Here is a 23,417-nt window from a genome sequence, read left to right as displayed (position 1 = left end):
GCCCCTAACAATGAGCGTCGTTAAAACGCAACGAGGCCGCCCTAAGGCGGCCTCGCTTATGCTTACGGTGTCGTCAATCACACACTACCTTTCATCGACGTCATCGTGGTCAGGCTTAAGATGATCGGGTTCACGGGTTTGCTGAACACTCGCCTGGCTCTCTTCCTGCTCGATGGGCTTCTCTTCCACATCCTTCTCTTTAGCGGTTGACTCCAAGACCCGCACATTGGCAGGTGGTGTCTTCCCATTTTTGGTCTCACCAAAGTAGAGCGTGGTGTGTGGGAAGGGAATTTCAATACCCGCCTCATCAAAGCGCAACTTCACCAAGCGATTATAAGCGCGGCCAACACCCCACTGGTCGCCCGGCGTGGTTTTGATCACCACACGAATGTTCACGGAGCTATCCGCCAGGGCCACCACGCCAGCCACGGTTAGGTCAGCGAGCAGCTTATTCCCGTACTCTTCGCTGGCTTTGAGATCTTCAAAGGCCAATTGGAGCTGCTCAATAGCTTCGTCGATGCTCTCGTTATAGCCAATACCGTATTCGCCCACATGGTTGCCGTACTCACGCATGTAGTTGGAAACGGTGTCCACACTCGAGAACGGCACGATGTGATAGGTGCCAGACAAGTCGCGGATGCCGACCGAGCGAATGCTGAGCCGTTCGGCGGTACCTGTCACGCCACCTACCGTTACGACATCGCCGGTGTTCATGGCATTTTCTACCTGAATAAACACCCCGGTAATAACATCTTGCACCAGCTTCTGCGCGCCAAAACCAATCGCCAGACCGAGTACACCAGCACCGGCGATCAGCGGGCCAATATTGATGCCGATTTCCGACAGCACAATCATGCCGGTAATGGTCACCATGGCGATGGCCAGCGCATTACGGAACAGACTAAGCAGCGTTTTCGCCCGCGCGGAAGGTTCGCCGTAGCCGGTTTCCGGGTTGAGTTTATGCTCGATCAGGCTCGCCAGCCCCAGCCACACCGCTAGCGCGACAATCAAAATTACCGCGACACTGATCAAATTGCCGACCAAATTGGCACCACGTTCAGAGGCATACCAAGCGGCTAGATCAAACGCGCCCCAGGCGTTCAACACCATCATGATGACCACGATCAGAATGACGGTACGCAGCACACGCAGTGCATTGGGAACGTAACTATTCAGACGCTTTTCAAGCAGCGGCAGTTTGCGCCGCAGGTCGTCTGACAGCGTGATACGGCGGCCAATGGTCTGGGTAAGGAAGGACGACACCAGCAGTCCGACCACGATGGCGGCCAGGGACTTCAGGGTGGCAAACATCACAAAGGGTAGCGCATCGCCGGGCCGCGTTAACGTCAGCACAAACACGATTAAGAAATACAGCAGCGCGAACAGGTGCCAAGTGCGGGCAAATAGCTGCAGGGAAACACGGCTGGCGGTTAAGGTTGATTTTGCCGCCATATCATTCAAGTTATTGCGAATGCGGAGGCGGTTCTTAAGCACCACTGCCACGGCATAAATAAACGCCAACAGCATGATCAGCGTGCCGACTGCCTGGCCTAACGACGCCGCCACATAGAAATTAATCAACGGCACCACGACCATCAGGCCGTAACCTACCATGCCAATCAAACGCGCCAACCAGCGGTTCCAATAGGACGCTTCCTGGGTCGAAATAGGCAGTAGGCGCAGCCCTTCATAGTGTGAAGAGAACAGCATCCGCACCCCAGCTTTGAGCAACTCGATGACCAGGAAGGCATTTAAGAATAGGGAGGCGCGGGTAGACAGCTCACCCGCTTCACCAATCGCAAAGGTAGCTAATAGGTTGCCGCCTACGTAGGAAACGCTTACCAGCAGTACATCTATCACCGCCGCAATGGCCACACAGGTAATCAAGCGCAACACGGGTGTTAAGTTACTACCGTTCAGCGACCAGCCACTGATTTTCGTAAACAGCGGCTTCGCCAAGCGCCTGAAAATCATAAACATCGCAAATGTCGCGACAATCACAAGGCCCAGATTAATCGCCGCACTGGTGAACGCGGCCATGTCAAAGACACTATCGGCTTCTTGACCGGCGAACAGCCCGCCTACAATGCCAACCACTTGCTCAAACTGCCCGCCCACGTCGCTAACCACACGACTAGTGAGTTCGGCTAGCTGGCGCGGCAACGAGACATCCTCCGGCGCTATCTCACTGCCTTGAGCGGCAGCTTCTGGCGAAAGCTCATTGGCAATTCCCTCGGGCAGCGCTGAGGCTTGACTGCGCAACATCTCAATCAACTCTTGGCGCGACTGCTCATCTTCCAATAAATTGGCCAGCGCCTCGTAAGATGTCGGGGCCGAGGCTTCTGATGATGCCGTGCCTTCGGCGCTGGCCGATTCACTCGGCGTGCTCTGTGCCATGGCTGGCGTGGCCAATAGGGCAATCATTGCCAACAGCCAGACACCTAGCCAGGGTAGTAAACGAAGTGGCTTCACACCTTAACCTCCTTTTGGGTGAGTGTTCTTTTCAATCTAACGGCTGCCTACACTCTACACTGCCTGTGCAGCTTGTTAAAAAGTTGTACAGGGTAACATGCCTTAATTAATAAGACGTTTCACTGACACAGTGGCGCTAGCCAATAGTGCGCGAGCAGTAATATCACAGCGTAGCGGGCGCCCTTAGCGATCACAATCCACGCCAGCGCCCGCCACCAGGGCAGCCGGAACACGCCGGCCAACACGGTAAGGGGGTCGCCAATAATCGGCGCCCATGAAACCAGTAGGCTCAGTTCACCAAAGCGGTGATACCAACCCTCTGCACGGGCTAGGCTACTTGGCGAGGCGGGAAACCAGCGGCGATCTTGAAACTGGCGGGCATAGCGGCCTAATGCAACGTTGATCATGCTGCCCAGGGTATTGCCGGTAGTGGCGACTAGCCACAGCGCCAGCGGTGGTTCGCCCATACACCACAGCCGCGCCAGCCACACTTCCGATCCACCCGGTAACAGCGTCGCGCTGACGAAGGCGACAAAAAAAAGGCTCAGCATTAATTAGCGAACCTCGTTAACGTGGCACCTGGCCGCCCAACTGCTGGGTGATTTCATCGGCCGTTTGGCGAACTAGTGCACCCAGCGTTAGCAGCCGCGCTTCAGGGATGCGCGCCATGGGACCTGAAACGGAAATCGCCGCCAGCGGGGTACTGTGTTCGTCAAAGACGCAGGCGGCCACACAGTGCAGGCCGATCGCGTGCTCCTCACGGTCACAGGCAAAACCCTGAGCACGAATTTGCTGGGTTTCCTCTTGCAGGGTCTCGGGCTGATAAAGCGTATTAGCGGTCACTCTTGCCAGCTCGCGGCCATCCAGCAATTGAGCGCGCTCATCATTAGGCATCCACGCCAGCAACGCCTTGCCGACTCCGGAGGCATGCAGCGGTGCGCGGGAGCCAAGACGGGTGATCATGCGCATCATCTGGGGCGACTCATGCTGGGCGAGAAACACTGCCGTTTCCCCATCGCGGATACCCAGGTTGGCGGTTTCGCCGGTTTCGGCCGTTAGGCGGCGCAAAAATGGCCGGCTGGTGGCCACGACGTCGCGCGCTTCAAGAAAGCTATTGCCGATGCGGAAGGTTTTGACATCGATTCGCCACAGGCCCTGCTCGTTCTCCTGGGTGACAAACCCCTGGCTTTGCAGTGCTTGTAACAAGCGGTGGGTGGTCGATGGCGCTAATTCGGCCATTTCCGCCACTTCCGAAAGGGCGAGCCCAAGGGGGCTCGCCGCAAGATACTCCAGCAGCGTTAAGCCGCGTACCAGCGACTGGCTGTGCCCGCCGCTGGCTTTGGCGGTATTCGCCGGACGACCGACCGTCCTGCGCTTGGCTTCACTCACCTGACTATCTCCTAAAAGGCGCTCCTACCTGAAAACGCCTTTGCTGACGGCGCCTTCCCTGAAAACATAAAGGGCGTCAGGATAACGTGCCAACACAGCCGTTGTCGCGTTTACGGAAACGAATTCCATTCATTCAATGGCGTTATCTTAGCGATGTCGCCATTGCGGTGGCCGCTTAGCCATAAACGCATCAATCCCTTCGCCCACATCCTCGGCTAACATGTTGCAGGCCATGGTTTCGCCGGCAAAGGCGTAGGCTTCATCAAGCGGCATGGCGAGCTGACGGGCAAACATGGCTTTTCCTGTTCGCACCGCCACGGCGCTTTTCGCGCAGATACTGGCGGTCAGTTCTTCCGTTGTCTCATCCAGCGCATCATCTTCGGCCACACGATTAATCAGCCCCCATTCCGCCGCCTGCTCGGCGCTAATAAACTCACCCGTCAGCAGCATTTCCATGGCACGCTTACGGGCAACGTTACGTGACAGCGCCACCGCTGGGGTGGAGCAAAACAGCCCAACGTTGATACCAGAAACAGCAAAGCGAGCGCTGCGCGCCGCCACCGCCAGATCACAGCTCGCGACCAGTTGGCAACCCGCGGCAGTGGCGATGCCCTGAACTTTAGCAATCACCGGCACAGGAAGATTCACAATGGCCTGCATCACTTCGCCACAGCGGGCAAAGAGCGTTTGGTAATAGGCTTTATCGGGGTTAGCGCGCATCTGCTTAAGATCATGGCCAGCACAGAAGGCTTTGCCTTCGGCGGCAAGTACCACACAACGCACGCTGCTATCGTCGGCGATATCGGCGAAGGCATCGTGGAGGGCTTGCAGCATGGCTTCCGAAAGCGCGTTAAAGCGCTCTGGCGCGCTCATTGTCAGCGTTGTGACGCCCTGCTGGTCAAGGCGTTGCAGGATGGTGGCAGGTGAAGATAGCTCTTCAGAAAAGGATCCGTCAGAGGTGGTGGGCATGGTGAACTCCTGAATGTGAGTAACACAGTGCCCATCAGTCTAGCGCACAAGCTTTGCGTGCAATACTTGTGCGCTAGACCATTTTTATCAGGATTTTTTCATTAAGCGGGTATCACGGCCTAACGGGTGCGGCTCGCCGCGCGCTTTGGCGAGGTCAATTTGGCGCTGGCGTTCACGCGCAGCGTTGCGGGTTTTCTCCGGCAGCGAGTCGATGCAGTGGGGGCAGCTAATGCCCGGTTCATACGCAGATGACTGCATATCCTCGGCGGAGATCGGCATGCGGCAGGCGTGGCACTGCTCAAACTCGCCTTTGCTCAAGTCGTGGCGCACCGTCACGCGGTTATCGAACACAAAACACTCACCGCGCCATAGCGACTGCTCTTCCGGGACTTTTTCCAGATAGTTCAGCACACCACCTTTCAGGTGATAGACCTCTTCAAAGCCCTCTTTGAGCATAAAACTGGAGGCTTTTTCGCAGCGAATACCGCCGGTGCAGAACATGGCCACTTTTTTGTGCTTTTCCGGGTCGTAGTGCTCGCGCACGTACTCAGGAAATTCACGGAAGGTGGTGGTCTTAGGGTCTATCGCCCGCTCAAAGCTGCCTATCGCCACTTCGTAATCATTGCGGGTATCGATCACCAGCACTTCCGGGTCGGCGATGATGTCGTTCCAGTTTTCCGGCTCGACGTAGGTGCCTACGGTGTCGTTGGGGTCGATATCTGGCACGCCGAGGGTGACGATCTCTTTTTTGAGTTTGACCTTGGTGCGGTAGAACGGCGTTTCGTCGCAATAGGACTCTTTGTGATCAATATCGGCCAGACGCGGGTCGGCGGTCAGCCAGGTAAGCAGGCCGTCAATGCCTTCGCGACTGCCCGCCACCGTGCCGTTGATGCCCTCTTTAGCGAGCAGCAGAGTGCCTTTAACGCCGTTATCGAGCATGGTTTGGTGAAGCGGTTCGCGCAGCGCTTCGAAGTCGTTCAGGGTGACAAATTTATACAGCGCCGCGACCACAATGGGCGGCATTTGGATGGGTACTGACATGTAAAGCTCCAGGTAGTCATCCTCGTAAAGGACGGACCGGGTTATTAAGACGCGCATATTCTAGCGCAACCTGGCGCTGAAAACGTCGATTTATTCGACAGAAACGTACTGAAACCTTCACCCCACGCGGCGTCAACGAGGCGTATATTGTCACTATTCCACATCACATAATCTCGGAGTACAGCATGATTATTCGTCGTTCAAACGAGCGCGGCTACGCCGACCACGGCTGGCTACGCTCATTCCATACCTTTTCATTTGCCAACTACGTTGACCGCAACCATATGGGCTTTCGCGCCCTGCGCGTGATCAATGAAGACCGCGTCGCGGGCGGCCATGGCTTTGGTGCCCATCCTCACCGGGATATGGAGATTATCTCCTACGTGCTGGAAGGTGAGATGGAGCATAAAGACAACATGGGCAATGGCGAGGTAATGCGACCGGGCGACGTGCAGCGCATGTCAGCGGGTACCGGCGTGCTGCACAGCGAGTTCAATCACTCCAAGACAAACGAGCTGCACTTCCTGCAGATTTGGATTGAACCCAAGCAGCTCGGCATTAAACCCAGCTACGAGCAGAAAGCGTTTCCTACCGCCGAGCGTCAAGGCCAGTGGCGTTTAGTGGTTTCTGAAGAGGGCCGCGAAGGCTCCGTGAGCATTAATCAGGACGTGAACCTGTACGCGGGCCTGTTTAACGCTGGCGAACAGCCAACCGCGCCGCCTTCGCGCCACGCTTGGCTGCATGTAGTGAACGGTGAAATGGAAGTGAATGGCGAGACGCTAGGCGCAGGCGATGCTGCGGCGTTTACGCCAGATGAGTCGATTAGCCTCACCGGCAAAGAAGCAGGCGAAGTGCTGCTGTTTGATTTGGCTTGATCACCGCGTTGACTAAACCGCACCAACCAAAACGGCGCCTCTTGCGAGGCGCCGTTTTTACAGCCAACTTATTTAATAAAGGCTTTAGCTGTTTTGTGACGAGTAGAGCGCACGAATTTTCAGCGTGTGATCGACTTCACGCAACGCTTCTAGCGCCTGTGGGCCGTAAGCTTTATCGACATCGATAACCACATAGCCAACTTTCTCGTTGGTCTGTAGGTACTGACCCGAGATGTTGATGCCATTTTCAGACAGCACGCGGTTAATTTGCGACAGCACTCCCGGCACGTTGTCGTGGATGTGCAGTAAACGGTGCTTGTCGGGGTGCGCAGGCAGCGCCACTTCGGGGAAGTTGACCGAGGTCACCGTGGTGCCGTTGTCCGAATACGTGATCAGTTTTTCTGACACTTCGATACCGATGTTCTCCTGGGCCTCCAGGGTAGAACCACCGATATGCGGGGTCAGGATCACGTTTTCCAGGCCGCGTAGCGGGCTTTCGAACTCTTCTTCGTTGCCTTTCGGCTCTACCGGGAAGACGTCAATCGCCGCACCGTTGAGATGGCCCACTTTAAGCGCTTCGGCAAGCGGTTCAATTTCAACAACGCTACCGCGGGAGGCATTAATAAAGATCGCGCCGGGCTTCATGGCGGCAATCTCTTTTGCGCCGATCATCCAGCGGGTAGAGGCAAGATCAGGCACGTGCAGGCTGATGACATCGGAGCGACCCAGCAGCTCTTCTAGGCTTGTGACCTGGCTGGCGTTACCCATTCCCAACTTGGTGATCACATCGTAGTAAATCACGTTGAAACCCAATGACTCCGCCAGCACGGAAAGCTGCGCACCGATGCTGCCGTAGCCCACGATGCCTAACGTTTTACCGCGCGCTTCATGGGAGTTCTTGGCTGATTTCAACCAACCGCCCTGGTGGGCACGGGCGTTTTTCTCAGGAATACCGCGCAGCAGCATGATTGCTTCTGCCAATACCAGCTCGGCCACCGAGCGGGTATTGGAGTACGGCGCGTTGAACACCGCGATACCACGCGTAAGCGCGGCGGTTAAATCGACCTGATTGGTGCCGATACAGAAACAGCCAACGCCGACCAGCTTCTCTGCTGCCTCGAACACACGCTCAGTCAGCTGTGTGCGGGAACGGATGCCGATGAAGTGAACGTCGCGAATCTTTTCGATCAGCGCTTCTTCATCAAGCGATGTGGGCAGATGCTCGATATTTTCATAACCTGCGTTGTGAAAATTGTCCACCGCACTTTGGTGGACGCCCTCGAGTAGCAGGATCTTGATCTTGCTCTTGTCCAGGGACGTTTTGGCCATGGCTGAATCAACCTCTATGGTCGGCGGCATGCGCCGTGTATCGGTTCACGGGAGGCGCATATCGTAGCACAGACCGCCCCATTCACGCCGGGTCAAGATGATGAAAAGTGTGCGTACTGACAATGAATGAACCGCAAGTCGTTACCATAAGCGTCGGTGGAAAGGCAGACGTCACCCCCTGGCGTCGGTGTATACTGTGGGCCTATTTCAGCTTATTTTAAAAAACATACCGGTTGGCAGGCATACCCCAATGAGCGACACCACATCACCTCCGCAGGATTTTGCCACGACGGTTGAGCAACTCGAAACCATCGTTGAACGTCTTGAGTCAGGCGAGCTCTCATTGGAGGATGCGCTGACCGCGTTTGAACAGGGCGTGCGGCTAACCCGCGATGCCCAGCAGCGGCTGGATAGCGCCGAACTTAAGGTGCGTGCACTGAGTGAAGACAGCGAAGGCCGCTTGAATGTGGCGCCTTTTGCTGGCCCCGACGACCCCAAGGATGCGGCCGACGAAGAGAGCAAGGAGACGCCCCCATGGTAGCCACCCAGCCGAGCCAGCTTGCCACCCTGCGCCACCGCAGCAATAGCCGCGTAGACGCCACCCTGGCGGCACTATTTGATAGCCGCCCGGCGGTAGCGCCACGGCTTGAGGCGGCCATGCGCCACGGCTTGCTAGCGGGAGGCAAGCGCCTGCGCCCCCTGCTGGTGTACATGGCCGGTTATGCACTTGGGGCAGACGACGAGGCGTTGGATGCTCCCGCCGCGGCGATTGAGTTAATCCATGCCTACTCGCTGATCCACGATGATTTACCCGCGATGGATGACGACGACCTGCGCCGCGGCCAGCCCACCGTGCATAAAGCCTTTGATGAAGCGAGCGCGATTCTGGCTGGCGACGCCCTGCAGGCACTGGCGTTTGAAGTGCTGGCCAGTACCGCGCATCCTCGACTGGGCAGTTTAGTCCATACGCTTGCCTCAGCCGCTGGCCGCGACGGCATGGTGGCGGGTCAGGCGCTGGATTTAGACGCCGTTGGTGGCCACCCGGATGTCGATGCCCTCGCCCACATGCACGCCCATAAAACCGGCGCGCTGATTGTTGCCGCTGTGCGCCTCGGCGGCTTAGTAGCCGTTGCAGACGATGACCCCCGTTTAACCGCGCTTATTCGCTACGCGCGCGCCATTGGTCTAGCCTTTCAGATTCACGATGACATTCTGGACGTAACCGGCGACACCGTGACCCTAGGCAAAACGTCAGGCGCCGATGCCGCCCGAGCCAAGCCCACCTACCCCAGTCTGCTGGGATTAGAGGGCGCTCAACGTAAAGCGCACAGCCTGATTGACGAGGCTATCGCCGCGCTCGCCCCTCTGGGCGAACGTGCTGCACCGCTGGCTGACTTAGCCCACTATATGATTGAGCGTGACTACTAAACGATGTCCTTGAATACGATGTCTTTGAATATGATGCTCTTGAATACAATACCCATGAAAACATGCCTATGAAAACATGCCCATGAAGCTGTTCGACGAGATTCCCCGTGAGCGCCCCGTGACGCCGCTGCTCGACTCCTTTGATCACCCCGCTGCCCTGCGGGCCATGAATGACCAACAGCTCGCCCAACTGGCTGATGAGCTGCGTGCTTACCTGTTATATAGCGTGGGCGTGTCGGGTGGCCACTTTGGCGCCGGGCTCGGCGTGGTCGAGTTAAGCGTTGCCTTACACCACGCCTTCCATACGCCCCATGATCGTTTAGTCTGGGACGTTGGCCACCAGGCTTATCCGCATAAGATCCTGACCGGTCGTCGTGAGACGATGCTGAGTATTCGTCAGCACGGTGGTTTAGCAGCGTTTCCGCGCCGCGCCGAGTCCGAGTACGACACCTTTGGTGTCGGCCACTCCAGCACGTCGATTTCGGCGGCGTTGGGTATGGCGCTGGCGGCCAAGGCACAGGGAAATAAGCGGCACGTGTGTGCAATCATTGGCGACGGCGCGCTAACCGCCGGCATGGCCTTTGAAGCCCTGGCCCACGCAGGCCACGTAGACGCCAACCTGCTGGTGGTGCTTAACGACAACGAAATGTCGATTTCCGAAAACGTCGGCGGCATGGCGACCTATCTTGCCCGCGTGCTCTCCAGCAAGCCCTATCTCAAAATACGCGAAGAGGGCAAAAAAGTGCTTTCTCACCTGCCCGGCGCGCTTGAGCTTGCCCGGCGCACCGAAGAGCACATGAAAGGCATGGTCAGCCCCGCCACGCTGTTTGAGGAGATGGGGTTTAACTATGTTGGCCCCATTGATGGTCACGACCTCAACGCGCTAACCGATACGCTTGAAAACCTGCGCGACCTCGACGGCCCGCAGTTCCTGCATATCAAAACGGTAAAAGGTAAAGGTTTCTTGCCTGCCGAGGCCGACCAGATTGGCTATCACGCCATTACCAAGCTGGAAAAGCCCAGCACCGCTGACAGTAACGGCGCCGCCAAAAAACCCATTATTAAACAAGCCGCAGCCAAGAAAAAATACTGCAATGTGTTCGGCGACTGGCTTTGCGATATGGCCGCCGCCGATTCGCGCTTGATGGGCATTACCCCCGCGATGCGCGAGGGCTCCGACCTGATTCGCTTCTCTAAAGAGTACCCACAACGCTATTTCGATGTCGCGATTGCAGAGCAGCACGCCGTGACGCTCGCGGCAGGTATGGCCTGCGAAGGCATGAAACCAGTGGTGGCAATTTACTCTACCTTTCTACAGCGCGGCTATGATCAGTTGATTCATGATGTGGCGGTGCAGAATCTGGATGTCACCTTTGCCATTGACCGTGCAGGCTTAGTGGGCGAAGACGGGCCCACGCACCACGGCAGCATGGATCTCTCATTCCTGCGCTGCGTGCCCGGCATGGTGATTATGGCCCCAGCGGATGAAGCTGAATGCCGCGCCATGCTCAGTGCTGCCTATCATCATCCTGGCCCCGCGGCGGTGCGCTACCCACGCGGCACTGGCCCCGGCGTGGAGATTCCCGCCCACCTTGAGCCGCTAACGATTGGCAAAGCCGAGGTACGCCGAAGCACCTCAAGCGACGGCGTTCGCATTGCGCTGTTGGCGTTTGGCAGCATGAATAGCGCTGCCGCCGACGTCGCCGAACGGCTCAATGCCACCCATATCAATATGCGCAGCATCAAGCCACTCGATCGGGATGCGGTGCTACACGCCGCCGACGAGCATGAACTGCTGGTAACACTGGAAGAGAACGTAATTGCGGGTGGCGCAGGCAGCGCTGTCAATGAATTGCTCCTCGCCGAAGGCGTGCAGGTGGAAGTGCTCAATCTCGGCCTGCCGGATGCCTTTGTCGAGCACGGCACGCCAGCGCAGCTACTTGCCGACTGCCAGTTGGATATTGAAGGCATCGAGCGCGCTATTCGCGTCCGGCTGCCCTAAAACTTATTGCTATTCGGTTGCCATCCGGCATTACCTTTAAACTACTTTTGAGATTTATATGCTACTGCTTATTGTTATTTTCGGCCTGATCGGTCTTGCGTTTGGTGGCCCGGTGGGGCTTCTGATTGGCGGCGGCTTGGGCTGGTGGTTGGGGCGACGCATCAGTCGTCGCTTGAATATCGCCCGAATGCGTATTCAGGAAGGTTTTCTTGAATCGATCTTCTCGGTCATGGGCTGCCTGTGCCAAGCCGATGGCAAAGTAACCGATGGCGAGCTGGATGTAGCCGAGAAACTGTTTGATCAGATGCATCTGCAGGGTGAACAACGCGCCAAGGCCCGCGCCGCCTTTGAGCGTGGCCGCGCCGATGACTTCAACTTAGACGCCGAATTGGCCAATGTTAACCGCCTCACCCAGCGTCAACCGGTGCTGCGCCAAGTATTTATCCAGGTTCAGCTCTCCGCTATCGCCGCTGACGGCGTGCTCCATCCGGCTGAACAAGAGATGATCCTGCGCGTTGCCCGTGGCGTGGGTTGCAGCGATACCGAACTACAGCAGATCGAAGCGATGCTCCACGGCGCTGCTGCTAACTCCCAAGGCGCCAGCGAAGAAGCGCTAAAAGATGCTTATCGCGTACTGGGGGTTTCGGACGATGCAAGCGATGCTGAGATCAAGAAGGCTTACCGTCGTCTAATGAGCCAAAACCACCCCGACAAATTGGCGGGTAAAGGCCTGCCCGAGAGCATGCGCGACATTGCCCAAGCGCGCACCAGCGAAATCGGCAATGCCTACGAGCGTATACGTACGGCGAGGGGCAGCGCCTAAAGGCAGCCTTAACAACAAGATAATCGACAGGTTCGCTAGCGCCCGCTAGATTCAAGCATCGACTGTTTTCGTCAGGAGCACGCCATGATCACGCTGTATAGTTTCCCCCAGTCGCGCTCGTTAAGAGTGGCTTGGGTACTTGAAGAGCTTGGCCTTGAGTACCAGTGCCAGCACGTGGCCTTGGATAAAGGCGAGGGCCAAACGGCCGAGCATTTGGCACGTCACCCGGACGGAAAGGTACCCGTCATTGAAGATGGCGATGTACATCTATTTGAGTCGGCGCCCATTTGCCGCTATCTGGCCGAGACCTATGGCGATGGCACACTGCTGCCCAGCGACCCCGCGGCCCGTGCCCAAGTTGATCAATGGCTCAGCTTTATCGTGACGGAAATTGAGCAGCCGCTGTGGAATCAGGCCAAGCATAAGTTTGCCTTGCCCGCTGATAAGCGCGTTCCTGCTATTTTGCCAGTTTGTGCCTGGGAATTTCAGCGTGCAATAAGTGCCCTGGCGCGCCGTTATAACGGTCAGGAATATCTGGTAGGTAACACCTTTACTCTGGCGGATCTGTTTCTGACTCATACCCTTTCCTGGGCGGCCAGCATGAAGCATCGCCTGCCCGAGCCGCTACTAGCTTACCGCGAGCGGCATATCAAGCGTCCCGCCATGGCTAAAGCCGTCGCGCGTGAGAAAGCCGCCGCTGAGGGTTAAGCAGACGTAACGGGGAGAACCGCGCTATAAATAGCAAAGTAGTGGCAGACGCTTCCACCTATTACAAATAGATGCCAAATAGCGTGGTTATAGGGGATGGCACGCACGGCGTAGAAGATAACCCCGAGCGTGTAGGTGATGCCGCCCGCGGCCAGTAGGGTGATGCCGGTTGATGACAAATTGGCCGCCATTTCTTCTGCGGCGAGTAATATCATCCAACCCATCAGCAAATAAATCGTGACGCGCAATACCGCAAAGCGATGCGGCCAACATAGTTTGCAGACAATGCCCGCCAACGCGAGCGACCATACAGCAGTAAATAGTATCCACCCGGTGGGGCCGCGCATGTTCACCAATAAAAAAGGCGTGTAAGTACCCGCGATGAGGAGATAAATCGCGCAGTGGTCAAGTATTTGAAAACGCAGCTTCCAACGCCGATGCGGAATGCCGTGATAAAGGGTCGAAGCGGTATACAGCAGTACCAGCGTAGTGCCGTACAGGCTAAGGCTAACCACCTTCCATGGGTCGACGTGCGCCGCTAAGCTCGCCACTACGAGCAAGACCACCATGCCTACCAAACTAAGCGCAGCACCAATCCCGTGGGTAATGCTGTGCAGCCACTCTTCAATAACGCTGAATTCGCCCAGCGAGTCGTCGATATCGGTATTTTTCAAACGTGACACCTCTAAACGCCCTTATTAACTTATATCAGTCATGTAAAAAATAGCGAGTAGCTGACAATAAAGAGAGTGCTAGCGGCAGTTTGTTCCTTCGTTTAAGCAAATAGAAATAAAGCAACTAAAGCCGAGCCCGAAAAATAAAGCCAGGCTCGGTATTGATTGGAGAAGAAATTCTACCAATGCACGCAATGGGAATCTTTTTAAAGCGTTGGCGAGGGTAAAACATCCTTCATATCGGCGGGCACTTGAAAGCCTAGCGCAGCACCGCGCGCACTTGCTAACCCTTGGGGGAAGCCACTTCGATAGCTGTAATCAGGGGTAGCGCCTCCTTGATAGGCATGGCGCTGGCTCAAAGCCTTGGCACAGGCATAATCAAGGGCAGTAAGAATGCCCACCGCGGTTAGCGCCAGGTAAACGTTCTGCTTCTTGGGATTATGCTCATCCTTTAGCGCAAAGGAGAGGGCCGCAAGATCTAACACATCGCCGCCAACGCGGCTCCATATTGCTGGGGTAGGATTATCTGAAAGCGCGCCGATACCACTCATTACGCCTCTTACCCCACAGGCACGCAGGCTGTTTTCGCTGCCTTGCATGCCGAGCTCACGGGTAATCCTGCCTGGTGCTAGCAGTTGATAAAGCCCGACACCCAGGCTTAACCAACCGAGCCCTCGCGCCAGTTTATCCGCTGAGCTTTGCGACTGGGTCATGTCTGTGTGCTTATGCATACCTACCTCCATGTCGGTGTATTCAAGGCTGAAGAATTACCTTGACGCAACCATCCTGTTTATCGCGGAAGGTCTTATACATTTCGGGCCCTTGCTCTAGGCCAACGGAGTGAGTAATAACAAATGAGGGGTCAATTTGGCCCTCTTCAATACGCCGCAGCAGATCATCGGTCCAGCGATTAACGTGTGTCTGGCCGGTACGCACCGTCAGCCCTTTATTCATTAACGCACCAATAGGGAGTTTATCCACCAAGCCCCCATAGACGCCGGGAATAGAGAGCACTCCCGCAGGGCGACAGACGTAGATCATTTCGCGTAATACGTGGGCTCGGTCGGATTCCAACAACATGGCTTGTTTAACGCGATCGTACATGGAGTCCAGCGAACGGGTAGCGTGTGCCTCCAGGCCCACCGCATCAATACACTTTTCTGGCCCCTTACCGTTGGTCAGGTCTTGCAGGCGGCTCAGCACGCTCTCTTTATCAAAATTAATGGTGATAGCGCCGCCCGCTTCTGCCATGGCGAGCCGCTCGGGGACATTATCGATCACCACCACTTGCTTTGCGCCCAGCAGCACAGCGCTGCGAACACAAAACTGGCCTACCGGCCCAGCGCCCCAAATAACCACTGTATCGGTAGGCTGAATGTCACACTGTACCGCCGCCTGCCAACCGGTAGGGAAAATGTCACCTAGGAAGAGTACTTGTTCGTCAGTGAGCGTACTGGGCACTTTAATATGGGTGGTATCGGCAAATGGCACCCGGACAAATTCAGCTTGGCCGCCTGCATACCCGCCAGTGAGATGGGAATAGCCAAATAAACCCGCGCCACCATGACCAAACGCCTTATCGGCCAATGCCTTATTGCGATTAGAGCGCTCACAGACTGAATAATTGCCACGCTGGCACTGCTCACATTCACCACAAAAGATAGTGAAGGGAATTACGACACGATCACCTACCTTTAAATTCTTTACTTCGCTGCCTACCTCCATCACTTCGCCCATAAACTCATGGCCAAGCACGTCTCCCGACTCCATAGACGGTATGAAGTGATCGTAAAGGTGGAGATCAGAGCCGCAAATAGCACAGCTACTTACATTAATGATAGCGTCGCGTGGGTGCTCAATTTCTGGATCCGGTACCGTGTCATAGCGAACGTCGTTTTTACCATGCCAGCAAAGTGCTTTCATCGTCGCTTCTCCTTAACCTTTATACCCCTGGGTTAGCATCCTGCTATGTATCAACATAGCTCAGTTGCCGGGCAAAAAAGGTTAAAAAAAAGCAAGTTTCCGAGTCCGATTAAGCATCACGCGTTGCTAGTTTGTTGTTAGTTACCCCTTACGCTCAATATCCACATCGCTGGCCTGGGTGAGTGGCGCAGTCGGAGTAACTCAGGACTTAATGGCTAATCATCCATGGGCGTGCTGAGGGGAACATCTTATTACCTTCCGCCGTATAAAATACCTGGGGTTTATGACGTTCTCGATGACAGCATCCGCTCTCATGCTCACTATGCTGATTCCCATGCCTAGGCTCGTGTGCGGCTTTTTCATTACGAGCAAAAGCATTACGTTTTGTGGCGTCCATCATTAACAGCTGAGGGGCAACCATCAGTACTCTAGGGGATAGCGTTCCGCACGTTGGGCAAGCGTGAGAATCACCCGACTCTCGTAGGGGAACAAGCTCATGGAATAAGCCATGGGAAGCACACTTATAATCATAAAGAGGCATACCACTTTCTCCTTAATAGTTTCTGTTTCAAACAGGCAGCGATGTTAAGACGTCGCCGCCTATCTCAATGCTATCAACGCTTGGAAGTCTCTATTTATCTTTTGAGAGTGGTAAGTCAGCCCCCTGAGCGACTTGGGCACCGGGCCCATTGGCATTCGGTTTCACATCAATATCAAAAATATCCGTTGGCAGCCAAAGCGTTGCGCAAGCATTAGGAATATCCACGACGCCGCTAATATGCCCTTGCACTGGCGCGCACCCTAGCAACGAGTAGGCTTGGGCACCGGTATACCCAAACTTTTTGAGATATTCGATGGCATTGAGAACGGCCTGACGATAAGCCACATGCACATCCAAATAGTGCTGCTTGCCCTGCTCGTCTACCGATACCCCTTCAAAAATCAGATAATCATCGTATTTAGGCGTGATAGGACTCGGTTTGAAAATAGGGTTTTTGATGGCGTACTTCTCCATGCCGCCTTTAATCAGGTTAACCCGTAAGTGAATCCAACCGGCCATCTCAATGGCGCCGCAAAAAGTGATCTCCCCATCACCTTGGCTGAAATGTAAATCGCCTACCGATAGGCCGCCATCTTTGACATAAACGGGAAAATAAATGGTTGATCCCCGTGATAAATCTTTAATATCGCAGTTACCACCATGTTCACGAGGTGGTACTGTTCGAGCACCTTCAGCAGCCGCTTGCTGCTTGGCTGTACCCGATAACTTTCCCATATGAGCCGTATCTGCAAAAGGCAGTGCCGCTAACTGTGGTATACGATCAGGATCCGTATCATAGAGTTCTTTTTCTCGCTTATTCCATTCATCCAACATCTCCTTTGAAGGCAAACAACCAATCAAACCTGGATGAATCAGGCCTGCAAACTCTACACCGGGAATATGGCGGGATTTAGTAAACATACCATTGAAATCCCAAATCGACTTTTGTGCCTCAGGGAAGTGCTCGGTTAAAAAACCACCACCATTTTGTTTGGAAAAGAAGCCATTGAATCCCCATTGGCTCTCTTCAAAGGTACCAATATCGAGAATATCGACCACCAGCAGATCGCCAGGCTCTGCGCCTTCAATACCGACTGGACCTGATAAAAAATGCACCTGAGTTAAATCCACATCACGCACATCGTCGGCGCTATCATTGTTATGGATTTGTCCTCCAGTCCAGTCATGACACTCAATAATAAAGTCGTCACCAGGCTTCACCATGCTGGCCATGGGGATATCTGGATGCCATCGATTGTGAATCTGCTCGTTCTCGTAAGGCGACTGATTAAGGTCAACTTTAATGATTGTTTCAGCCATGACACATACCTCTTGCACGTAACGTCGAATAATGGTTATAGAGAAACCCGTTTTCCCTGTACCACTATGTAAAATCGTTACTCAGGCAGCCATAAGCTAATGCACCACGGCTACTACGTTATATGACGTATAAAAGCTATGGAGCGGTGATGGGCAGAACGCTAAGCGAATGGCTTTCGTTGATGCTGACTTGGAATAATTGCTTATCCGGATGTTTCAGCAGAGCGCTGGCCAGCACTGGCTCTAGCGTCACGCGCAGCCTTCGTGCTAAATCGCGAGCGCCAAATTTTGGGTCGCGTTTCTCGCACAACCAGTTTCGTGCATCGTCGGTTAGTTGCAGTGAGATTTGCTGTTTAGCGAGGCGTTTATCGAGTTTCGCGAGTTCGATATCCAACAAGGACGACCACCATCGTTCGTTCAGCTTCTCGAAAGGCAAAATACGATCTATACGATTGAGAAACTCAGGGTCGAAATGACGCTGCAGCGCCTGTTCTTGCACGCGGGTTTCTTTGTTTGGCTTCACCCCTAACCAACGACGCCAACCCTGCTCAAAACGGCTGCGATAGGCCACCACGTCAGTAGCACCGATATTGCTAGTCATAAAAATAAGCGTGTTACGAAAATCAATCTTACGTGTACCGCCCGACAGTACTAACTGGCCACTGTCCATTACGTTAAGCAGGCTACGTACCACTTCCTTCGAGGCCTTTTCCAACTCATCGAATAGCACGATACCGGGTTTACTGTAGCTGCCTTGAATGGCATCGATATCAAATAGCGTGTGCCCCTCTTTACTCCCCACATAACCCGGCGGAGCGCCCGTCAATGCCGCCGCATAGTGCTCTTGAGCAAGCGTGTTCATATCGATACGGCACAGCGCATCTGCGCGGCCAGCAATAGCCTCAGCCAGCAGGCGTACCGTCTCGGTCTTGCCCACCCCAGTGGGGCCAAGGAAAAGATTAACGGCTAATGGGCGTTCCTCGGCACCGATGTCAGCCTTGACCACGTACAACATCGCTTCCATGGCATCAAGTACGTGTTCCTGACCAACAATACGTTCGCGCAATCGCTGCATTACCTGTGCAGGGTCAAACCGGAAGCGTAAAGGCCTTCCGTTGGCCTTTGGCTCCCGCTCTAGATCAGCGATCTCGCGACTCTCCTCTAAGCGATCATTAATGAAGGGCATATGTCTAATTCCTTATCTGCCTGCGCCACGCTCCTTACCTTCGACGGGTAATTCACCCACCGGGCATTCGGCGACACCCACAGTTTTGCGCGTTAGCGCCTCAACGTTTTCTTGCGCCTTCTTGGCATCCATGACCCAGGTACGATAGAAATCAAAAGGACAATCGGCGATACCCTTATCACCGTCACCCGAGGCATGAACACCTGAGTAGCCCCGGTGTAAGAGCTTGAACAGATGGTTTTGCGACTGGTCATTAGCGCGGGCATCGCGAATCTGACTGATCGAAAGCTGGGCAAACTGGATTCCCATGTCCTCCTCGCCACACTCGCCTAGCGTGCGACCATCGAAGCCGATGATCGCCGAATGGCCAAAGTAGGAATAAACTCCGTCAAAGCCGCTGGCATTCGCCACCGCCACATAGCAGTTGTTGGCCCAGGCCATCGACTTAGACATCAACACCTGTTGCTCTTTGGCTGGGTACATATAGCCTTGGCAACGCACGATCAGCTCGGCTCCCTTCATAGCGCAATCGCGCCAGATTTCCGGGTAGTTACCGTCATCACAGATGATGAGGCTAAGCTTCATGCCCTTCGGGCCTTCGGTGACGTAGGTGGTATCTCCGGGATACCACCCTTCGATGGGGCACCAGGGGATGCACTTGCGGTACCGCTGTACGATCTCGCCCTGATTATCAATCAATATCAGCGTGTTGTAGGGCGCCTTATGGGGATGATCTTCATGCCGTTCCCCGGTGAGCGAAAACACGCCCCAGGTATTTGCTTCCCGGCAGGCGGCTGAAAAAATCGCCGTTTCATCGCCGGGAATAGTCGCGGCGGTGGCCATCATTTCATCGTTGTCATACATGATCCCCATGGTGCTGTATTCGGGAAAGATCACAAGATCCATTCCGGGCAATCCAACTTTCATACCTTTGATCATTTCAGCGATATTGCGTGCGTTGTCTAACACCTCTTCACGAGTATGTAGGCGCGGCATTTTGTAATTGACTACGGCCACACCGACGGTATCGGCACTGCTGGAAATATCTCCATGACGCATAAGATTCACTCCTGGGCTTGTTGAGCATTGATTAATAAAACAATGGCTTGATTAGAAAACAGACAGGTCAAACAGCCAGATAGCTGGCGATCTTGGCTTGATCGGCAGTGGCTCGACTCTCTTCATGAATAAACTCTCCCCGCTCAATGACGGTAAGTCGGTCAGCGATCTCCATGGTAAAGCTGAGTACTTGTTCGGAAACGAGAATGGCGATTTTTTTCATCTCACGAATGTCATTAAGTGTCCGAGCAATCTCCTTAATGATTGATGGCTGAATACCTTCCGTAGGCTCGTCAAGCAGCAATACTTTGGGCTCAGTGACAAGCGCCCGAGCAATGGCGAGCTGCTGTTGCTGGCCGCCAGAAAGGTTGCCACCTTTACGGTTGCGCATATCCAACAATACCGGGAACAGGTCAAAAATTTCCCGCGGCACTTTGCGGGTTCTCGCTGTCTCAAGACCAGATTCAATGTTTTCCATCACCGTGAGGTTGGGGAAAATCATTCGTCCCTGGGGAACATAGGCCAAGCCAGCGGCAACGCGTTTGTGGGCGGGCAGGCCACTCAGTTCTTTGCCATCCAAACGAATACTTCCCGCCCCGCTTGGCAGCACCCCGATCAAAGCCTTGAATAGGGTGGTCTTGCCCATACCATTGCGACCCATGATGGCCAAGGTTTCGTCTTGATTCATGTCGAAACTGACGCCGTGGATAACTTCACTTTGACCATAGCTAACATGTAAACCATTGACTTCAAGCATGATGGTGCTCTCCTTTAATGGCCTAAATAAACATCAATGACGCGCTGATCCTGCTTAAGTGTCTGCATGTCGCCCTCTGCTAGGATTTTGCCTTGATGAAGCACCGTTACCTTGCCGCCCAGAGAGGCAACGAATTCCATATCGTGCTCAATGACGATCACTGACCGTCCTTTTGCAATTTTTCGTAACAGATGCGCCGTTTCTTCGCGTTCACTTACGCTCATCCCTGCTACTGGCTCATCTAGCATCAATAGCTCTGGATCTTGAATTAGCAGCATGCCGATCTCCAGCCACTGCTTTTGGCCATGGCTGAGCAAGCCAGCCGATTCATCAAGCCGCGTTTCCAGCTGGATCTCCTTGGCCACTTCATTAATGCGGCGGAGCACTTCCTCGTCACGCTTGAACGCCAAGGCGCCGAAGACACTTCGTCCCCTAGGATAGGAAGCTTCAAGGTTGTCAAACACACTCAGCTCCTCGTAAATAGAAGGCGTCTGAAACTTGCGTCCTACACCCTCCCAGACAATACGATGCTCCCGCATACGGGTAAGCTCTTTGCCCCTGAACTTGATCGACCCTTCACTAGCACGGGTTTTTCCGCAAATCATATCCAGCAGCGTGGTCTTACCTGCACCGTTCGGCCCGATAATGACTCGTAACTCACTCTCATCCATGTATAAGTTCAGACCTTCAATGGCTTTGAAACCATCAAAAGAGACTGTTAAGTTTTCAATAGAGAGTAGAAAATTAGTGTTCGAGCTCATGGCCTTTTCTCCTGCAACGGCTCTTGAAAACCACCACTTGAAGCAGATGAACGAGCCTTTCTATCGCCGAGCCAGCGTTCAAAAGGGGTGCGCATACGGTGACCAAAGCGGCCATAAATGCTGGCCAATCCGTAGGGCAGCACCAGCACGACCAAGATAAAAACGGCACCTATCAAGAACTGCCATAGTTGCGGGTAGGCTTCGGCAAACATGGTTTTAGCAAAGCTGACCAATAGCGCCCCATAGACGCCACCCACCAGTGACAATCGCCCGCCCACTGCGGCAAAAATCACAAACTCGATGGAGGGCACGATGCCGATGAAGGAAGGTGACATAAAGCCAACCTGGAGTGTGAACATCGCGCCACCGATGCCGGAAATGAACGCCGCCAGGCAAAAGATGAACACCTTAAAGTTGGCCACGTCGTAACCGGAAAAGCGCACGCGCTCCTCTTTATCGCGCAAAGCGGTCAGAATGCGACCATATTTGCAGTTCAGTACCCAACGACCAATCAGCAAGCACCCGATTAACAAAACGGCGTTAAGGTAATACAGCAGATAGCGGGCGCTATCATCGCGAATATCCCACCCCATCAAGGTACGCAGATCGGTGATGCCATTAATGCCACCGGTATAGCCCTGCTGGCCGATAATCAGGATTGTCAGCACCACCGCTAGGGCCTGGGTGATAATCGCAAAATAAACGCCACTAACACGCCGCTTGAACATGGCAAAGCCAATCAAAAAGGCAAAAGCCGCAGGCAGCACCAGCACCGCGATGATGGTGAACGTTAGGCTATTGAAGGGAACCCAGAACCACGGCAATTCTGTGATACGGTTCCAGTCCATAAAGTCGGGTATGCCCGGCGTGGTCTGGATGCTGGTGCTTTCTGGGTCTGAGGCTTCAATCTTCAAAAACATCGCCATGGCATAGCCACCGATGCCAAAGAAAATGCCCTGCCCAAGACTGAGAATTCCGCCATACCCCCAACACAGCACCAGGCCTAGCGCCACAAAAGCATAGGTCAAATAACGCCCTGCCAAATTAAGGCGGTAAATATCAAACACAAGCGGCATAACAACCATCAGGACGATTGCCAGCAGCAAAATGCTGCCTAAGCCAGCATGACGATCCTGAAAAAAACTGAAAAGTCTGTTCATTAGATAGGACTCCTTAGCGGCGAACCTTGCTAGCCACAAGCCCTTCGGGGCGCAGCAGTAAGATGCCAATCACCGTCAGCAGCGTGAGTACCTTGGCCATAGAGGAACCCAGGAAGAATTCCATAAGTGACTGGGCTTGAGCGATGGAGAAGGCAGACGCGATAGTGCCCACTAGACTGCCCGCTCCGCCAAATACCACCACGAGAAAGGTATCAACGATATACAGCGAACCACTGGTGGGGCCGGTGGAGGAAATGGTGGTAAAGGCCGCGCCAGCAATACCGGCAATGCCACAGCCCAGCGCAAAGGTGACGCGATCAACCCGTTTCGTGTTAATGCCCACCGCGCCGCTCATATCGCGATTGGCGGTAGTACAGCGCACGCGCAGTCCCCAGCGCGAGCGATACAGGAACCACCACACACCTAATGTCACCAGCAGGGTAAGCACCAAGATGGCGATACCGTTAAGCGGAATATCAATCATCATGGTGGGGCGGTAGGAGCCACGTAACCAGTCCGGCACCAACACGCTCACCTCGCGGGCACCGAAGGCTGATCGAAATCCTTGCTGCATGATCAAGGCCAAGCCCCAGGTCGCTAGCAAAGTATCCAGAGGGCGGTGATAAAGATGCCTTATGAGCGCTATCTCGACGACATAGCCGACTAGGAAAGCGCTACCAAATGCGATAGGGATGGCGAAGAAAAGATAGTAGTCAGTCATCCCAGGCAAGGCACCTAGAGTGATAGAGCAGAGGTAAGTGGCGTAGGCGCCTATCACCATAAATTCACCATGTGCCATGTTGATAACGCGCATCTGGCCATAGATGATAGCCAGACCTAAGGCCATCAGTAGCAAAACACTAAAAAAACTCACGCCAGCAAAGCCTTGCATGGCAAAAATTGCTAGTAGCTCTTGGGTACTAAATCCACTCATGGCGGCCTCCCCCTGTAACAAAAATCAATATTTGGCAACAACATCACAGCGGCTTGCACCGCCGTG

Annotated in this window: 23 protein-coding genes; 6 read left to right on the top strand and 17 right to left on the bottom strand. The window is 54.4% G+C overall.

All coding sequences use genetic code 11. The features are described from left to right. Window positions 1–84: 84 nt before the first annotated feature. The 5 genes from ybiO to trhO form a co-directional block, all read right to left on the bottom strand. Window positions 85–2,472, bottom strand: a complete 2,388-nt coding sequence (gene ybiO / locus V8L70_RS10745; protein ID WP_101146840.1) for a mechanosensitive channel protein — start codon at window positions 2,470–2,472, stop codon at window positions 85–87. A gap of 119 nt (window positions 2,473–2,591) precedes the next feature. After that, window positions 2,592–3,023: a YqaA family protein gene (locus V8L70_RS10740; protein ID WP_336269363.1), complete on the bottom strand. Its 432-nt coding sequence runs from the start codon at window positions 3,021–3,023 to the stop codon at window positions 2,592–2,594. Window positions 3,024–3,039: 16 nt separating this feature from the next. Next, a complete protein-coding gene (locus tag V8L70_RS10735; protein WP_008956120.1) occupies window positions 3,040–3,861 on the bottom strand; it encodes an IclR family transcriptional regulator domain-containing protein in 822 nt (273 codons plus the stop codon). A gap of 147 nt (window positions 3,862–4,008) precedes the next feature. Continuing rightward, the gene (locus tag V8L70_RS10730) at window positions 4,009–4,830 is read right to left on the bottom strand and encodes an enoyl-CoA hydratase (RefSeq protein ID WP_336269362.1); all 822 of its coding nucleotides are present in this window, start codon (window positions 4,828–4,830) and stop codon (window positions 4,009–4,011) included. Window positions 4,831–4,917: 87 nt separating this feature from the next. Beyond that, window positions 4,918–5,871 carry an oxygen-dependent tRNA uridine(34) hydroxylase TrhO gene (trhO, locus tag V8L70_RS10725; protein WP_336269361.1) on the bottom strand — a complete coding sequence of 318 codons (954 nt, stop codon included), beginning with the start codon at window positions 5,869–5,871 and terminating at the stop codon, window positions 4,918–4,920. A gap of 185 nt (window positions 5,872–6,056) precedes the next feature. On the opposite strand from trhO, the gene V8L70_RS10720 reads away from it, so the two are divergent. Then, window positions 6,057–6,746, top strand: coding sequence for a pirin family protein (locus V8L70_RS10720; RefSeq protein WP_176303913.1), 690 nt, complete (start codon window positions 6,057–6,059; stop codon window positions 6,744–6,746). Window positions 6,747–6,830: 84 nt separating this feature from the next. On the opposite strand, the gene serA is transcribed toward V8L70_RS10720, so the two are convergent. Continuing rightward, window positions 6,831–8,075: a phosphoglycerate dehydrogenase gene (gene serA, locus V8L70_RS10715; protein WP_336269360.1), complete on the bottom strand. Its 1,245-nt coding sequence runs from the start codon at window positions 8,073–8,075 to the stop codon at window positions 6,831–6,833. Window positions 8,076–8,325: 250 nt separating this feature from the next. On the opposite strand from serA, the gene V8L70_RS10710 reads away from it, so the two are divergent. From V8L70_RS10710 to V8L70_RS10690, 5 genes are all read left to right on the top strand, one after another. Further along, window positions 8,326–8,616: an exodeoxyribonuclease VII small subunit gene (locus V8L70_RS10710; RefSeq protein ID WP_336269359.1), complete on the top strand. Its 291-nt coding sequence runs from the start codon at window positions 8,326–8,328 to the stop codon at window positions 8,614–8,616. Then, window positions 8,610–9,503 carry a farnesyl diphosphate synthase gene (locus V8L70_RS10705; RefSeq protein ID WP_336269358.1) on the top strand — a complete coding sequence of 298 codons (894 nt, stop codon included), beginning with the start codon at window positions 8,610–8,612 and terminating at the stop codon, window positions 9,501–9,503. The genes V8L70_RS10710 and V8L70_RS10705 overlap by 7 nt, the downstream gene beginning before the upstream one ends. Before the next feature lie 76 nt (window positions 9,504–9,579). Next, on the top strand, window positions 9,580–11,505 hold the full coding sequence (gene dxs, locus V8L70_RS10700; RefSeq protein WP_336269357.1) for a 1-deoxy-D-xylulose-5-phosphate synthase: 1,926 nt from the start codon (window positions 9,580–9,582) through the stop codon (window positions 11,503–11,505). Window positions 11,506–11,563: 58 nt separating this feature from the next. Continuing rightward, the gene (djlA, locus tag V8L70_RS10695) at window positions 11,564–12,328 is read left to right on the top strand and encodes a co-chaperone DjlA (protein ID WP_176303918.1); all 765 of its coding nucleotides are present in this window, start codon (window positions 11,564–11,566) and stop codon (window positions 12,326–12,328) included. An 84-nt stretch (window positions 12,329–12,412) separates the two neighbouring features. Then, window positions 12,413–13,036, top strand: coding sequence for a glutathione S-transferase family protein (locus V8L70_RS10690; RefSeq protein ID WP_336269356.1), 624 nt, complete (start codon window positions 12,413–12,415; stop codon window positions 13,034–13,036). Here V8L70_RS10690 and trhA read toward each other — a convergent pair. From trhA to urtB, 11 genes are all read right to left on the bottom strand, one after another. Continuing rightward, window positions 13,033–13,710: a PAQR family membrane homeostasis protein TrhA gene (gene trhA, locus V8L70_RS10685; protein WP_336269389.1), complete on the bottom strand. Its 678-nt coding sequence runs from the start codon at window positions 13,708–13,710 to the stop codon at window positions 13,033–13,035. The two genes, V8L70_RS10690 and trhA, sit on opposite strands and share 4 nt — an antisense overlap. 206 nt (window positions 13,711–13,916) lie before the next feature. Then, a complete protein-coding gene (locus V8L70_RS10680; protein WP_336269355.1) occupies window positions 13,917–14,441 on the bottom strand; it encodes a hypothetical protein in 525 nt (174 codons plus the stop codon). Window positions 14,442–14,463: 22 nt separating this feature from the next. Further along, entirely contained in the window at window positions 14,464–15,633 is a 1,170-nt protein-coding gene (locus V8L70_RS10675) for a zinc-dependent alcohol dehydrogenase (protein WP_336269354.1), read from the bottom strand. Window positions 15,634–15,841: 208 nt separating this feature from the next. Further along, window positions 15,842–16,174: an FmdB family zinc ribbon protein gene (locus V8L70_RS10670; protein ID WP_176303922.1), complete on the bottom strand. Its 333-nt coding sequence runs from the start codon at window positions 16,172–16,174 to the stop codon at window positions 15,842–15,844. Between the two features lie 90 nt (window positions 16,175–16,264). Continuing rightward, window positions 16,265–17,494, bottom strand: a complete 1,230-nt coding sequence (gene fmdA, locus V8L70_RS10665; RefSeq protein WP_176303923.1) for a formamidase — start codon at window positions 17,492–17,494, stop codon at window positions 16,265–16,267. A gap of 136 nt (window positions 17,495–17,630) precedes the next feature. Further along, on the bottom strand, window positions 17,631–18,680 hold the full coding sequence (locus V8L70_RS10660) for an AAA family ATPase (protein WP_176303924.1): 1,050 nt from the start codon (window positions 18,678–18,680) through the stop codon (window positions 17,631–17,633). 12 nt (window positions 18,681–18,692) lie between these two features. Then, complete coding sequence (locus tag V8L70_RS10655; protein ID WP_176303925.1) at window positions 18,693–19,739, bottom strand: aliphatic amidase; 1,047 nt, start codon at window positions 19,737–19,739, stop codon at window positions 18,693–18,695. A gap of 67 nt (window positions 19,740–19,806) precedes the next feature. Next, window positions 19,807–20,496 carry an urea ABC transporter ATP-binding subunit UrtE gene (urtE, locus tag V8L70_RS10650; protein WP_176303926.1) on the bottom strand — a complete coding sequence of 230 codons (690 nt, stop codon included), beginning with the start codon at window positions 20,494–20,496 and terminating at the stop codon, window positions 19,807–19,809. A 14-nt stretch (window positions 20,497–20,510) separates the two neighbouring features. Further along, window positions 20,511–21,257: an urea ABC transporter ATP-binding protein UrtD gene (urtD, locus tag V8L70_RS10645; RefSeq protein WP_336269353.1), complete on the bottom strand. Its 747-nt coding sequence runs from the start codon at window positions 21,255–21,257 to the stop codon at window positions 20,511–20,513. Then, entirely contained in the window at window positions 21,254–22,417 is a 1,164-nt protein-coding gene (gene urtC, locus V8L70_RS10640; RefSeq protein ID WP_176303928.1) for an urea ABC transporter permease subunit UrtC, read from the bottom strand. Before urtC ends, urtD begins: the two co-directional genes overlap by 4 nt. A gap of 13 nt (window positions 22,418–22,430) precedes the next feature. Then, window positions 22,431–23,351, bottom strand: coding sequence for an urea ABC transporter permease subunit UrtB (urtB, locus tag V8L70_RS10635; protein ID WP_176303929.1), 921 nt, complete (start codon window positions 23,349–23,351; stop codon window positions 22,431–22,433). Between the last annotated feature and the right edge of the window lie 66 nt (window positions 23,352–23,417).

It is taken from the genome of Vreelandella arctica, assembly GCF_037070215.1.
GTDB classification, from domain to species: Bacteria; Pseudomonadota; Gammaproteobacteria; order Pseudomonadales; family Halomonadaceae; genus Vreelandella; species Vreelandella arctica.
The sequence above is the reverse complement of the archived record's forward strand: the minus strand, read 5'-3'. Positions and strand labels throughout refer to the sequence as shown.